Origin of the sequence: Mycobacterium paraterrae (assembly GCF_022430545.2) — a bacterium.
GTDB lineage: Bacteria > Actinomycetota > Actinomycetes > Mycobacteriales > Mycobacteriaceae > Mycobacterium > Mycobacterium paraterrae.
In genome coordinates this window covers 1,695,206-1,707,044 of record NZ_CP092488.2, presented here as the reverse complement: position 1 = coordinate 1,707,044, position 11,839 = coordinate 1,695,206, and the positions used below count along the sequence as shown (strand labels likewise).

The window sequence follows — 11,839 nt, the reverse complement described above, 5'->3', positions numbered from 1 at the left end:
GCGCGCGTCACGGGCGCAACTCGATCACCGTTTTGCCGATGCGCACCGGCGTGCCAATGGGAACCCGTACCGCCGTCGTCACTTTCGCCCTGTCCAGGTATGTACCGTTGGTCGATCCTAGATCTTCGACGTACCATTCCGAGCCTCGCTGGGAAAGCCGCGCGTGCCGCGTCGACGCGTAGTCGTCGTTGAGCACCAACGTAGAGTCATCGGCGCGGCCGATCAGCACCGGCTGCCCGCTTAACGTGATTCGGGCACCGGACAACGCCCCCTCGGTCACCACGAGATAGCGCGCCGCGTTACCCCGTTGCCGGGCCGGCAACAGCGTTCCGCGCAACGTCAGGCCACGCCGAACCATCACCGCGCCGGTCGGGGCGTAGATGTCGGTGCGCAGGATCCGCAGTACCGACCAGATAAACAGCCACAGCAGCATCAGGAAGCCGGCGCGCGTCAGCTGCAGCACGAGTCCCTGCATCTGGCGTCCCCTCCGTCCTGGTGCGGCGTTGCCTCATGTGCCCGCGTTTAGCAACGTCACGATACTTGGACGGCGATCGACGCGGGGTGAAGCGGGATAGGTGCGCGACCTTCGGGCTCAGTGGATGTGGACGACGATCTCCGAGTGACCCAGCCGGATCACATCACCGTCGGCCAACTGCCACTCCTGGACCGGCGCGTTATTGACGGTCGTGCCGTTGGTGGAGTTCAGGTCGGACAGCAGCGCGACGTGGCCGTCCCAGCGAATCTCCAAGTGCCGGCGCGACACACCGGTGTCCGGGAGCCGGAACTGGGCGTCTTGCCCGCGGCCGATGACGTTGGGACCCTCCCGCAACTGATAGGTGCGCCCGCTGCCGTCGTCGAGCTGCAGCGTCACCGCCGTGCCGGCGGACGGGTAACCACCCTGGCCGTAGCCGCCCTGCCCGTAGCCACTCGGCTCGGCCGGCTGGCCGTAATCGGCTTCGCCGTAACCGCCTGGGGCGGCGTAGGGCTGGCCGTAGTCCTGTCGGCCGTAGTCCGCCGGTTGGCCGTAGTCCTGGCGACCGTAACCACCGCCGTAGCCCTGGTCGTAGCCGCCAGCCTGGTCGGGGTAGCCGCCGCGCTGGTCGGGCGCGCCGTAGCCGCCGTCATCCTGGCGGGCCGGGCCGCGCCCGTAGTCGGCGTACTCGTCGTAGCCCGGGCCGCCGGCGGGCTGGCCGTAGCCGCCCTGGTCGTAGCCGCCACGCTGGTCAGGTGCGCCGTATCCGCGTTGGTCGTAGCCGCCGCGCTGTTGGCCGTAGCCGCCCTGGTCGTAGCCGGCGTGCTGGTCGGGGTAGCCGCCACGTTGCTCGGGTGCGCCGTAACCCCCGTGTTCGGGGTAACCCCCGCGTTGGTCGGGTGCGTTGTAACCGCCGTGTTCGGGGTAGCCGCCGCGCTGGTCGTAGCCGCCTTGGTCGTAGCCGCCGCGCTGGTCGGGTGCGCCGTATCCGCGTTGGTCGTAGCCCCGCTGGTCGGGGTAGCCGCCGCCACGCTGGTCGGGAGCGGCGTGCGGGTCTTCGTGCGGCCGGGCGTACGGATCGTCGTAATAGTCGTCGCCGGGCCGGCCATGGCCCTGGCCCCCGCCGTAGCTCGAGTTCTCGGTCATCGCTGGTACTCCTGGTTCTGCGTTGAACGCGTGATCTGATTGTGGCGGGATGTGCTCGCCGGCGCTTGGCCGGGGTTCGACATCGGGGTTGACAGCACCGCGGGTGCGGAACTGGCCGGTGTGCAGGTTCGCCGACTGCTCGAACCGGACAACCACGTCACCATATGTTTGCCACCCCTGTTCGCCGATGTATCTCGCCAAATGCTTAGCGAAAGCGTCCGACGTGAGGTCCGGGTCGGCGCTCACTTTCTGGTAGTCGTGCATACCGAGGGTAATGATGTATTCGTTCGGAGCCAAAAGGCGATTGCCAGCAACGGGACGGATTCCTTCGCCGGATTCCCGCCGCAGCATTGCCTCAATCTCTTGCGAGACGACGGAGCCGCCGAATACCCGGGCAACAGCATCGCCGACAGAGGCCTCGAGTTTGCGCTCGATGCGCTGGACCAACCCCCTCTGGCTGCTCATGTCCCTGTCCTCGTATGTGGAGCTCGCGCGGGCCGGTTTGCGGCGTGTCGCGCGACGCGTGTCGTCTTCAGCATGCTATCCGGCAAGCGCAGCGCGGCGGCACCTTCAGAACTCTGAGAATCACAATTGGGGCGGGTTCTACCAGCAGCATGTGGTTTGGAGGTGGCCCCCGCTTCAGTGATAGGCTCCCCCGGTTGTTTCAGGGCGAGTGGCGGAATGGCAGACGCGCTGGCTTCAGGTGCCAGTGTCCTTCGGGACGTGGGGGTTCAAGTCCCCCTTCGCCCACAATTGTGATGAGTCGAGTCATAGGTGACAGATGAGTCGCGTCATGGGTTACAGATTCCCCGACCTTTGGTCGGGGTTTTTGTTTTGGTTAGGCCAGTAATCGGTGTCGGTGTTGATGCCGTGCCTGCCAATCACTGTGACGTCGGTGGCGTTGGCCAGGATCGAGCTCGTACCCGTCAGTTGTCTCCTTCGGGATGGCGCACGGCGGGGGCGGTGCTGAAGATCGGCCAACAGATCTCTGTCGCGGTGAACGTTGTCGGAGCCGAGAGCGTGGCCCCGATGTAGTGCTCCCGAATCGGCCCCTGACCGCTGATGAGATGCTCGTTCGCGTACACGCCCAGAGCCGCGTAACTGCGGTCGATGCCCTCCTCGTGCCCGCCGCGGTGGGTGACGACCGCGAATTCGGCCTGAGGCAGGACCTCGGCGCGGACGCCCTCCGGCGGGTCCACGGAAGCCGGTGCACGGACGAATAATGTTGCCTTTCCGCGTGATTCGAGAAAAAGCTCGCGTTCATAAAGGCCACCCGGCACGAACGCCGACGGTGCGCCTCGGGTCGCGGCAAGCGCGTCGCGCAGTGTCCTCACCGTGGCCGAGAACCAGCTGTCGATCTCGGACACACCGACAGTTGCGCCGATGGACCACACGGCGAGCGCAGGTTCGCGGCGTAGCTCCACGTAGGCGGGAGTGTGCACGGGCGAAAGCAACTCGCGCAGCGCGCCGACGGTGTCACGGGTCTGCTGCAGCTGCACCTCCATCTGTTTGAGATGAGTCGTGATGATCTCGTTGCGTATCCCCGCGTCGTCTGCGCTCAGCAGCGCCTTGATGTCGGGAATGGACATGCCGAGGGAGCGGAACCGGCGGATGATGTGTGCATGATCGACCTGGCTGGTGTCGTAAAAGCGGTAGCCGGTGTGGGGGTCGATGTGGGCGGGTTCGAGAATGCCGATGTCGTGGTAGTGCCGTAGCGCCTTCCTGCTCAAGCTGGTCATCACGGCGAAGTCACCGATCGAGACCCGTGCGCCCATGGCGTCCTCCTTCACCTGCCGCCGCCCGCATTATCGGCTGCTGAGGCCATGGTGCAGCTTCCCCTATGGGCAAGGTCAACATCGCGGCCTCCGTGAGTGCCGCGGCCTCAGCTGGCGGGCTGCACGGCAAAAATTTCCTGCGCCACCTTGACTTTCCCCTTAGGGGAAGTTCCACGGTGGGGTCGTGACCACCACCGAATGGGATGCACTCCCCGACCCCCTAAAGACGTCCATGACCACTCTCGACCTGCACTTCCGCTTCACGCTCGCGTCGATCAGCCGGTTGGTGATCGAACCATGAGCAGAAGATGGTTCATCACCGGAGGCACGCCCGGCGGGTTCGGGGTGGCCTTCGCCGAAGCGGCGCTGGAGGCGGGGGATCGCGTGGTGCTTACGTCACGGCGTCCGCAGGAGCTGACGACCTGGGCCGTGCGTTACAGCGACCGCGTTCTTGTCGTGCCGCTGGAACTGACCGATGCGGCGCAGGTGCGGTGTGCGGTGCAAGCAGCCGAGGAGCACTTCGGCGGTATCGACGTCCTGGTCAACAATGCCGGCCGCGGTTGGTACGGATCCATCGAGGGGATGGACGAGTCCGCGTTGCGGGCGATGTTCGAGCTGAATTTCTTCGCGGTGCTATCCGTGACGCGCGCGGTTCTGCCTGGAATGCGCGCCCGGGGGAACGGGTGGATCGTCAACGTGTCCTCGGTTGCCGGGCTCGTGTCGGCAGTCGGATTCGGCTACTACAGCGCGACCAAGTTCGCCATCGAAGCCATGACCGATGCGCTGCGCGACGAGGTCGCCGCACAGGGCATCTCGGTGTTGGCGGTCGAACCGGGAGCGTTTCGGACGAATGCCTACGCCGGCTTCTCCAACGAGCCCGTCGCAGAGGCAATTCCGGAGTATCACGGCATGCTGGAGCAGGTGCGCACCGCCTTCGTTGAGATGGACGGTGTGCAACCCGGCGATCCGCGCCGCGGTGCCCGTGCGGTGATTGCGGCGATGGCCCAAGATCCACCGCCGCGCCGGCTGGTCCTGGGCAACAGCGGGTACGACGCCGTGATCGACAGTCTCGAGCAGATCCTGGCCGACATCCGGATGAACGAAAAGTTGTCGCGCAGCGCGGATTTCCCCACCTGACATGTTGACGCCGAGCCGACGGAGTTCGGTACCGATAAGCGAGCCACGGCACAAAAGGCGCGTGCTGCGTGTTGGCATGAAGCATGAAGGTTCGCTTCGGGATAAGCCTCGGTGTCAACGCACCCGTCGATCAGCTCGGCCCCATCGTCGACCACCTGGAATCCAGCGGGCTCGATTCACTCTGGTTCTCGGAGTTGGTCTACTCCCCCGCCGTCGACCCGACCGTCGGGATGGCCTATGCACTGTCGCGCACCGAGCGCCTGAAGGTCGGTACCTCGGTCGCCGTGCTGCCGGGCCGGCACCCGGTATTGGTCGCCAAGCAGCTGGCCTCGCTGGCCGCGCTGGCACCCAAGCGGGTCCTGCCGGTGTTCGGTCTGCAGTCGGCCATTCCGGCCGAACGCGAAGTGTTCACCATTCCCGGCGGTACGCGCGGGGCGGTGTTCGACGAGTCGCTGCGAGTTTTGCGTGCGGCGCTGGTCCAGGATTCGGCCAGCTTCGACGGACAATTCTTCTCGGTGACGGCGGCCGCAGTCGCGCCGCGGCCCGATCCCCCGCTGGACATCTGGCTGGGCGGCTCGGCACCCGCGGCGTTCCGGCGAATTGGAACGCTGGCCGACGGCTGGCTGGGCAGCTTCCTCACCCCGGACGAAGCGCGTGCGGGCCGCGAGGCGATCGAGCGTGCCGCCGCGGAGGCGGGCCGCCAGATCGAGCCCGACCACTACGGGATATCGCTGGCGGTCGCGGATGGCGAACTACCGCCGGAGTTGCTCGCCGCCGTGAGGCACCGCCGCCCCGACGTCGATCCCGCTGACTTGGTCGCCGCCAACTGGGAGGAGTTGCACCGCCAGCTCGACGGCTACGTCGACGCCGGACTCACGAAATTCGTTATTCGCCAGGCGAATACGGGTCCGGTCGATGCCTTCATCGACAGATTCGTCGACGAGCTGTCCGGCCGGCAGAACTGATCTATACCGTTTCGACCCAGCGCAGTATGTCGGGAGTCGGCTTGTCGGTGATTTCGGCGAACTCGGGATGCTTCTTGACGTAGTCGGCAACGGTCGGGCAGACGGGGACGATGCGTTTGCCGTCGGCGCGGGTCGCCTTGAGTGCCTCGCCGATCACGATGGTGGCAAGGCCGCGTCCGCCGTACTGCGGGTCGACTTCGGTGTGGTAGAAGACGCGCTGGCCGTTGCGGTCGGCGAAGGCGGTGAGCCCGACGGTCTGACCGTCGACGGCGACGGTGTATTTGCCGTCGGCCGGGGTGACGGTGGCTTCGGCACCGGTTTTATCGGTAGGCATGGCGCTTCACTTCCTTGGTGGTCTGATGACTTGCATGGCCAGCCGCATCACGGGGCCGGGGACGCGGTCCTTGGCGGACAGCGCTGCGTCGGCCACCCGGCCCCGCAGAGGTGTGCCGCGGCCGAACACCCGATTCAGTGGTCCACCGGATGGCTCGAGTTCGACGTGCAGCGGCGGCGCACCCTCCGAGGCGCCGAGTGCGGTGGAGATGACGATCCGCTGGATTTCGCTGGTGCCCTCGAAGATGGTGTACAGCTTGGCATCTCGATACCATTTTTCGACCGGGTGGTCGGTGATGTAACCCCAGCCGCCGAGCGTCTGGATGGCTCGCTCGGTTGCCCGGACCGCGACCTCGCTGGCGGCCATCTTCGACATCGAGCCCTCGCCGCGCTCGAACGCAATGCCCTGAGCTGCCATCCACGACGCCCGCCAGGTCAGCAGGCGTGCGGCGTCGATCTGGGTGGCGATCTCGGCGAGGGGGAACGCGATGCCCTGGTTGTCCATGATGGGACCGCCGAAGGCTTCGCGTTGGGTGGCGTAGGTGGTGGCGTATTCCAGTGCCGCCCGCGCGATTCCGATGGCTTGCGCGGCGACCATCGGCCGGGTCTGCTCGAAGGTCCCCAATGTCGCTGAGCCGGAGCGCTTTCCGCCGGCGACCACTTCGCGAGCCTTAGCGAGCTTGTGCTCGAGCTTCTCTTCGCCGCCGAGCAAGTTTGCTCCCGGGATACGCACGCTGTTGAATTTCAACTCGGCGGTGTGTGAGGCGCGGCAGCCCAGCTTGTCGAGCTTGCGCACCAGTTCGAGTCCCGGTGTGCCGCCCTGGACGATGAACAGGGCCTGACCGCGGTGGCCGAGCTCTTGGTCGACGACGGCGTTGACCACATGCACGTCAGCGATGCCGCCGTTGCCGATCCACATCTTGTGGCCGTCGAGTATCCAGTCGTCGCCGTCTCGCTTCGCTGTCGTGCGCAGATTGCGGACATCGCTGCCGCCCTCCGGTTCCGAAATCGCCAGCGCGGCGAGTTTGAGGTCACCAGGTGTGCCGAAACACTGCGGCGCCCACTCCAGCATCTGCTCGGGAGAGGCAGCCTGTCCAATGGCCGACAGCGCCAGGGCCGGCATGACGATGGCCAAGCCGATTCCCGCGCAACCCCAGAACAGCTCCTCCATGAACATCGGCAGCGACAACCCGCTCGGATCGCCGATCAGGTCGCGGTAAAACAGCGGACTGTAGAAGCCGGCTTGGGCGGCCTCTTCGAGCACCGGCCACGGAAACTCTTGCTTCTGGTCGTATTCCAGAGCGACGGGACGGATCACGTTCTCCGCGAATTCGTGAGCACGTCGCGCCAGGTCGTGCTGCGCGCCGGTAGGGGTCAAGTCGAAGGTCATGGAGAAGCCCTCCCAGTCGATTGACCCTCTATTACCCCGTGTCGACGGATTCAATCACGCTGTGTAAACAACTGTTCACGCGGCGGAACGAGGCCCGATGTCGCGGACGGGCAGGTGAAATACCGTCGCAGTGATCGGTGTTGCATCGTTCTCGCGGCGAGCCAGCAGGGCGGCGTTGTCGGGCAGTTGCCGCGAATTGATCTCACCGGCGGCGATCCTGCGCAGGATGGCGTGCGCCTCAGCCAGCTGTTCGCGTTTGCGGTATTGGCCGCCGGGCAGCTTCACGCCAGCCCAGACATTCCGTTTTGGGGAACGAGTTTCTCGGCGGCTTACGTCAGCGGTGTTGCCGCGCTGGTACGGGCCAAGTACCCGGCGCTGACAGCCCACCAGGTGGTCAACCGGATCCTGCAGACGTCGCACAATCCGCCGCGGGGTGTCGACAACCAGGTGGGTTACGGCGTGGTGGATCCGGTGGCCGCGTTGACTTTTGACGTCCCGCCCGGCGATCGGCTCGCGCCGGGCGCGCACAGCCGGCTGATCATCCCGGCCGCGCCGCCTCCCCCTCCGGACCACCGGGCCCGCAACGTCGCGTTGGGCTTCGCCGGAGTCGTCGTGGTGGCGATCGTCCTCGCGTCGCTGATTTCTCGGGCGCGGCGAGAGCGATGACCGCGACGACGAAGCTGTTCGTGATCGTCGGCGTCCTGCTGGCCGGTCTACTCGGTTGGATCGTCGGCGGATACCCCGGCGCCGCAGCGGGTTTGACGCTGGGCATCCTCGTCGGAGTCATCCCGTGGCGCCGTCATCAGCTGTGGTCCTGGCTGATCTTGCTACGCCAGCGTGGTCGCGCGATCACCCTGGACGAACCGATCACCGTCGCCAACGACCGTTCCGGCGGTGGGGTGCGCTACCAGGACGGCGTGGCGGTGGTCGCCGTTCAACTGCTGGGCAAAGCCCACGAGCCCACGCTTTTCACCGGATCGACCGCGACCTACACCGCGAACACGATCGACGTCGCCGAACTTCGTCCGCTGTTGCAGCAGAGCCTCGGGCTGGCGATCGACTCGCTCAGCGTGGTCAGCGTCGGCTCGCGGCGGCGAAGCACCGGCGATTACCCCCGCGTCTACGACACCTTGATCGGCACCCCACCGTATGCCGGACAGCGCGAGACATGGTTGATCGTCCGAATCAGCGCGCTGCCCAACGCCGAAGCGCTGCAATGGCGGACCTCGATCGGCACGGCAACACTCGCCGCGGCTCAGCGCATCGCGGCGGCGTTGCGGCAGCAGGGCCTTCGAGCCAAGGTCGCCACCGCCACCGACATCGTCGAGCTGGAGCGGCGACTGGGCAACTCCGCACTCAACGCGCACCACCAACGCTGGCGGACGACCCGCGGCGAGGGCGGCTGGCTGACCACTTATTGGTACCGGCCGCAGGACATCAACGCCGAGAACCTGGCCCACGCTTGGGCGCTCCGAGAAGACGGCATCATCCAGAACATCACCATTTTCGGTGACGGCAGCATGACCGCCACGGTGACCGTGCGCAGCGCCCAGCCGCCGACGGCCCCTCCCAGCGTCATGTTCCGGGTGTTGCCGGGGGAGCAAGCCCGCGCGATCGCCGCCAACCTCTGTGGTCCGCTGCCCCAATTGCGGGGCGTTCGCCGAGGCGTGCTGAACCGGCCTCTGGTCATTCCGATCGGGCCGTCGGGTGTGCTGCTGGGCAAGGTCGACGCCGGTAATCGGTTGATGCTTCCGCTCGACGACCCGGGCGAATTCAGTCGGGTGCACATCGCCGCGCAGGACGCGCTGGCCAAACGCATCGTGGTGCGATTGGCGGGCGCGGGCGAACGCATCACCGTGCACACTCGCGACCTGCAGCGGTGGGCGAGTGTGCGGATGCCCGAGATCGCCGTCGGAACCCAAGTCCGGCCGATAGCCGGCACGACGGTCAGCGTGGTCGACGGAACAGTGACCCCGGCGCCGAGGCCGAACACGCTGATCTCGATCGGAGAACCCGGCACGCCGTATCGAGGATCCGCCGACGTCGTCATCACCCAGATCGGCCCAGCCACTATCGACGTGACGGCTGCCGGGCATCTGCATACGGTTGAGGTCGAGCTGTTCCGGGCCGAGAATCGTTACATATCCTTGGAACCGACGAACATCGGAAGCTCTGAGCTCGAATCGGTGGATTAAAGGAGCGGCGCATGACTTCGAGCCGGCGACCCGACTGCGCGCCGCATAAGCGGCGCCTATGAGGAGGAGCGGCGCATGACTCCGCCGGCGACGATGCAGAGCGCAGCGATGAGGAGGAGCGGCGCATGACTTCAGCCGTTGACACGGCCGCCGCGCGTAAGCGGTTCGATCAGGCGATGGCGGTGTTCGAGACCGACCCGTCGACCGCGCTAGCGCGGTTCCGCGAGGCCACCGAGTTCGATCAGTCGATGGCCGATGCCTGGCTGGGCCGAATCGCCGCCGGCGACGAGGAACTGTCAACGCTGCAGCAGCTGTACGCGTACGGGGCGCGGCTGCACCGGGAGACCAACCGACTAGGAGTCCGCCTCTCAGCCGCGATCAAGGCCGGGCCGTTTCTGTCGATCTCGGTGACGGAGTCCTCCCATGCGGGCCTGGCTCTGGCCAGCGCGTTGGTCGACGACGGTCAATACGAAAAGGCCGAAGCGCTGCTGCAAGACCCCGCCGTGCTGGACACCTGGGAGAACCACCAGTGGCAGCAGTACGTCAAGGCCTACCTGATGTTCGCCACCCAGCGCTGGCCTGATGTGATTTCGGTGGCGGCGACGGTTCTGCCGCCGCAGGCGATCATCATGTCTGCGGTGACGGCGGCCACCAACGCGCTGGCCGCCCACGCGGCGGCGCACCTCGGTCAGGCGCGGGTCGCGCTGGATTGGGCCGACCGCGTTGACCTACGGGCCGGCGGCGTGGTCGAGGCGCGTCGCCACCAGCTCAACGACACCGCGGTCACGGCGATCGACCCGAATGAATTCCCTTTGATCGCCGCTGATCTCGCCTACGTGCGGGGGATGGCGCACCGACAGCTCGACGAGGAAGACAAGGCTCAGATCTGGCTGTCCAAAGCGACGATCAACGGCGCGTTGATCGAGGCGGCCAAGGACGCGCTGGCCGACCCGCAGCTGCAACTGGTGATCACCGACGAGGAGACGATCAACACCCGCAGCAACAAATGGGACGTCAGCACCGAACGCTCGGAGTCGGACCGTCGCAACGAGGAGAATGAGGAGCGCCGCGAGGAGCTGCTGAACGAGGGCCGCGCGCTGCTGAACAACCAGGTAGGCCTCAGCGAAGTCAAACGGGCGGTCGCCGAGCTGGAAGACCAGATCGAGGTTCGCGCGCTGCGGATGGCGGCCGGGTTGCCGGTCACGAATCAAACGAACCATATGTTGTTGGTCGGGCCGCCCGGTACCGGTAAGACGACGACGGCCGAGGCGTTGGGCAAGATCTACGCCGGGCTGGGCATCGTGCGTCACCCCGAGATCATCGAGGTCAAGCGGGCCGACTTCTGCGGCGAACACATTGGCGCCTCCGGCCCGAAAACCAATGAGCTGATTGCGCGTTCGCTGGGCCGCATCTTGTTCATGGACGAGTTCTATAGCCTGGTCGAGCGTCATCATGACGGCCGGCCGGACATGATCGGCATGGAAGCGGTCAACCAGCTGCTGGTCGCACTCGAGGTCCACCGCTTCGACTTCTGTTTCATCGGCGCGGGTTACGAGAAGGAAGTCGACGAATTCCTCACGGTGAACCCGGGTTTGGCTGGCCGGTTCAACCGCAAGCTACGGTTCGCCTCCTACGCCCCCGACGAGCTCGTCGAGATCGCGGTCCGCTACGGCCAACCGCGGGCCACGGTCATCGAGCCGGGCGCCCGCGAGGCGCTGAACATGGCCTGCAAGACGCTGCGGGCTTACCTGGCGCCGGACGGCACACACGGGATCGACGTCATGCAGAACGGCCGCTTCGCCCGTAACGTCGTCGAACGTGCTGAGCGCCTACGTGATTCGCGCGTGGCAGCCCAGCATCGTACCGATAGAGGCTCGGTAACCGTCGAGGACCTCGAGACGCTGCGCACTCAGGACATCGTCGCCGCGGTGACCGATGCCTGCGCGGAAAAGCACGTGCCGATTCAGCTTTGACCGTTGACCGCGTCGAAGCGGAAGACCGCGAGCCGTCCGGCTAAGGCCTCGAACTCGTCGGGAGTGCCGTCGACAACCATCCCCGAGCTCTTGGCGAAACTGACCCCGACCGGGACTTTGACCGGGAATGCGCGGAGCACTGGGCGGGCTTGCGCCGCAGTGAGTTCCACAATCCGGACGGTCCGCGACCGGCGTCCGCGGCTCAGCGTGCCGGTGCCCGCGGCCCGGGCGTTGGCCGCCCAGTCCGCGCCGGGGTAGCCGGCGACCACGTACAAGCCGCCGTCGAGCTGGAACGGGGTCATCGGTGTACTGCGCGGCTTCCCTGACTTGCGGCCCGGCACGGTCAACACCATCGCGGGCCCGGTCGGAATGCCCAGCTTCTGCACCGCCATCATCAGCTTGTTCATTGGCTTCAGGTATCGCGGGGGACGTGGATCGGACATGTGCTGCCTC

Annotated in this window: 10 protein-coding genes, 1 tRNA gene and 2 pseudogenes; 6 read left to right on the top strand and 7 right to left on the bottom strand. The window is 66.3% G+C overall.

Annotation, left to right across the window (positions count from 1 at the left end):
* Window positions 1–7: 7 nt before the first annotated feature.
* Both MKK62_RS08160 and MKK62_RS08155 read right to left on the bottom strand, forming a co-directional pair.
* Window positions 8–475 (bottom strand): FHA domain-containing protein FhaB/FipA, encoded by a 468-nt coding sequence (locus tag MKK62_RS08160; RefSeq protein WP_240261554.1) that lies wholly within the window; start codon window positions 473–475, stop codon window positions 8–10.
* A gap of 117 nt (window positions 476–592) precedes the next feature.
* Window positions 593–2,083: an FHA domain-containing protein gene (locus tag MKK62_RS08155; protein ID WP_240261555.1), complete on the bottom strand. Its 1,491-nt coding sequence runs from the start codon at window positions 2,081–2,083 to the stop codon at window positions 593–595.
* Between the two features lie 202 nt (window positions 2,084–2,285).
* On the opposite strand from MKK62_RS08155, the gene MKK62_RS08150 reads away from it, so the two are divergent.
* A tRNA-Leu gene (locus MKK62_RS08150) sits at window positions 2,286–2,368 on the top strand.
* Window positions 2,369–2,544: 176 nt separating this feature from the next.
* Here MKK62_RS08150 and MKK62_RS08145 read toward each other — a convergent pair.
* Window positions 2,545–3,393 (bottom strand): MerR family transcriptional regulator, encoded by an 849-nt coding sequence (locus tag MKK62_RS08145; protein ID WP_240261556.1) that lies wholly within the window; start codon window positions 3,391–3,393, stop codon window positions 2,545–2,547.
* Window positions 3,394–3,690: 297 nt separating this feature from the next.
* Here MKK62_RS08145 and MKK62_RS08140 point away from each other — a divergent pair, with 297 nt between their 5' ends.
* Together MKK62_RS08140 and MKK62_RS08135 are read left to right on the top strand one after the other, a co-directional pair.
* Window positions 3,691–4,530 (top strand): SDR family NAD(P)-dependent oxidoreductase, encoded by an 840-nt coding sequence (locus MKK62_RS08140; protein WP_240261557.1) that lies wholly within the window; start codon window positions 3,691–3,693, stop codon window positions 4,528–4,530.
* Window positions 4,531–4,613: 83 nt separating this feature from the next.
* Window positions 4,614–5,495: a TIGR03854 family LLM class F420-dependent oxidoreductase gene (locus MKK62_RS08135; protein ID WP_240261558.1), complete on the top strand. Its 882-nt coding sequence runs from the start codon at window positions 4,614–4,616 to the stop codon at window positions 5,493–5,495.
* A 1-nt stretch (window position 5,496) separates the two neighbouring features.
* Here the strand turns inward: MKK62_RS08135 and MKK62_RS08130 are convergent, their stop codons facing one another.
* The 3 genes and pseudogenes from MKK62_RS08130 to MKK62_RS08120 form a co-directional block, all read right to left on the bottom strand.
* Entirely contained in the window at window positions 5,497–5,829 is a 333-nt protein-coding gene (locus MKK62_RS08130; protein ID WP_240261559.1) for a GNAT family N-acetyltransferase, read from the bottom strand.
* A gap of 6 nt (window positions 5,830–5,835) precedes the next feature.
* Window positions 5,836–7,218, bottom strand: a complete 1,383-nt coding sequence (locus MKK62_RS08125; protein WP_240261560.1) for an acyl-CoA dehydrogenase family protein — start codon at window positions 7,216–7,218, stop codon at window positions 5,836–5,838.
* A 75-nt stretch (window positions 7,219–7,293) separates the two neighbouring features.
* Window positions 7,294–7,515 (bottom strand): annotated as a pseudogene (locus MKK62_RS08120) (transcriptional regulator); the annotation flags it as partial.
* On the opposite strand from MKK62_RS08120, the pseudogene MKK62_RS08115 reads away from it, so the two are divergent.
* The 3 genes and pseudogenes from MKK62_RS08115 to eccA form a co-directional block, all read left to right on the top strand.
* A pseudogene (locus MKK62_RS08115) lies at window positions 7,513–7,884 on the top strand (S8 family serine peptidase); the annotation flags it as partial. The pseudogenes MKK62_RS08120 and MKK62_RS08115 sit on opposite strands and share 3 nt — an antisense overlap.
* Window positions 7,881–9,413 (top strand): type VII secretion protein EccE, encoded by a 1,533-nt coding sequence (gene eccE / locus MKK62_RS08110; protein ID WP_240261561.1) that lies wholly within the window; start codon window positions 7,881–7,883, stop codon window positions 9,411–9,413. The pseudogene MKK62_RS08115 and the gene eccE, both read left to right, overlap by 4 nt.
* Before the next feature lie 125 nt (window positions 9,414–9,538).
* The gene (gene eccA, locus MKK62_RS08105) at window positions 9,539–11,386 is read left to right on the top strand and encodes a type VII secretion AAA-ATPase EccA (protein ID WP_286670893.1); all 1,848 of its coding nucleotides are present in this window, start codon (window positions 9,539–9,541) and stop codon (window positions 11,384–11,386) included.
* Here the strand turns inward: eccA and MKK62_RS08100 are convergent.
* On the bottom strand, window positions 11,377–11,829 hold the full coding sequence (locus MKK62_RS08100; RefSeq protein WP_240261562.1) for a nitroreductase family deazaflavin-dependent oxidoreductase: 453 nt from the start codon (window positions 11,827–11,829) through the stop codon (window positions 11,377–11,379). The genes eccA and MKK62_RS08100 overlap by 10 nt on opposite strands.
* Window positions 11,830–11,839 lie beyond the last annotated feature (10 nt).

Coding starts and splice junctions, on each gene's coding strand:
- MKK62_RS08135 (WP_240261558.1), top strand. CDS start 4,614: ATGAAGGTTCGCTTCGGGATAAGCCTCGGTGTCAACGCACCCGTCGAT.
- MKK62_RS08130 (WP_240261559.1), bottom strand. CDS start 5,829: ATGCCTACCGATAAAACCGGTGCCGAAGCCACCGTCACCCCGGCCGAC.
- MKK62_RS08100 (WP_240261562.1), bottom strand. CDS start 11,829: ATGTCCGATCCACGTCCCCCGCGATACCTGAAGCCAATGAACAAGCTG.
- MKK62_RS08140 (WP_240261557.1), top strand. CDS start 3,691: ATGAGCAGAAGATGGTTCATCACCGGAGGCACGCCCGGCGGGTTCGGG.
- MKK62_RS08155 (WP_240261555.1), bottom strand. CDS start 2,083: ATGAGCAGCCAGAGGGGGTTGGTCCAGCGCATCGAGCGCAAACTCGAG.
- MKK62_RS08160 (WP_240261554.1), bottom strand. CDS start 475: ATGCAGGGACTCGTGCTGCAGCTGACGCGCGCCGGCTTCCTGATGCTG.
- MKK62_RS08145 (WP_240261556.1), bottom strand. CDS start 3,393: ATGGGCGCACGGGTCTCGATCGGTGACTTCGCCGTGATGACCAGCTTG.
- MKK62_RS08125 (WP_240261560.1), bottom strand. CDS start 7,218: ATGACCTTCGACTTGACCCCTACCGGCGCGCAGCACGACCTGGCGCGA.
- eccA (WP_286670893.1), top strand. CDS start 9,539: ATGACTTCAGCCGTTGACACGGCCGCCGCGCGTAAGCGGTTCGATCAG.
- eccE (WP_240261561.1), top strand. CDS start 7,881: ATGACCGCGACGACGAAGCTGTTCGTGATCGTCGGCGTCCTGCTGGCC.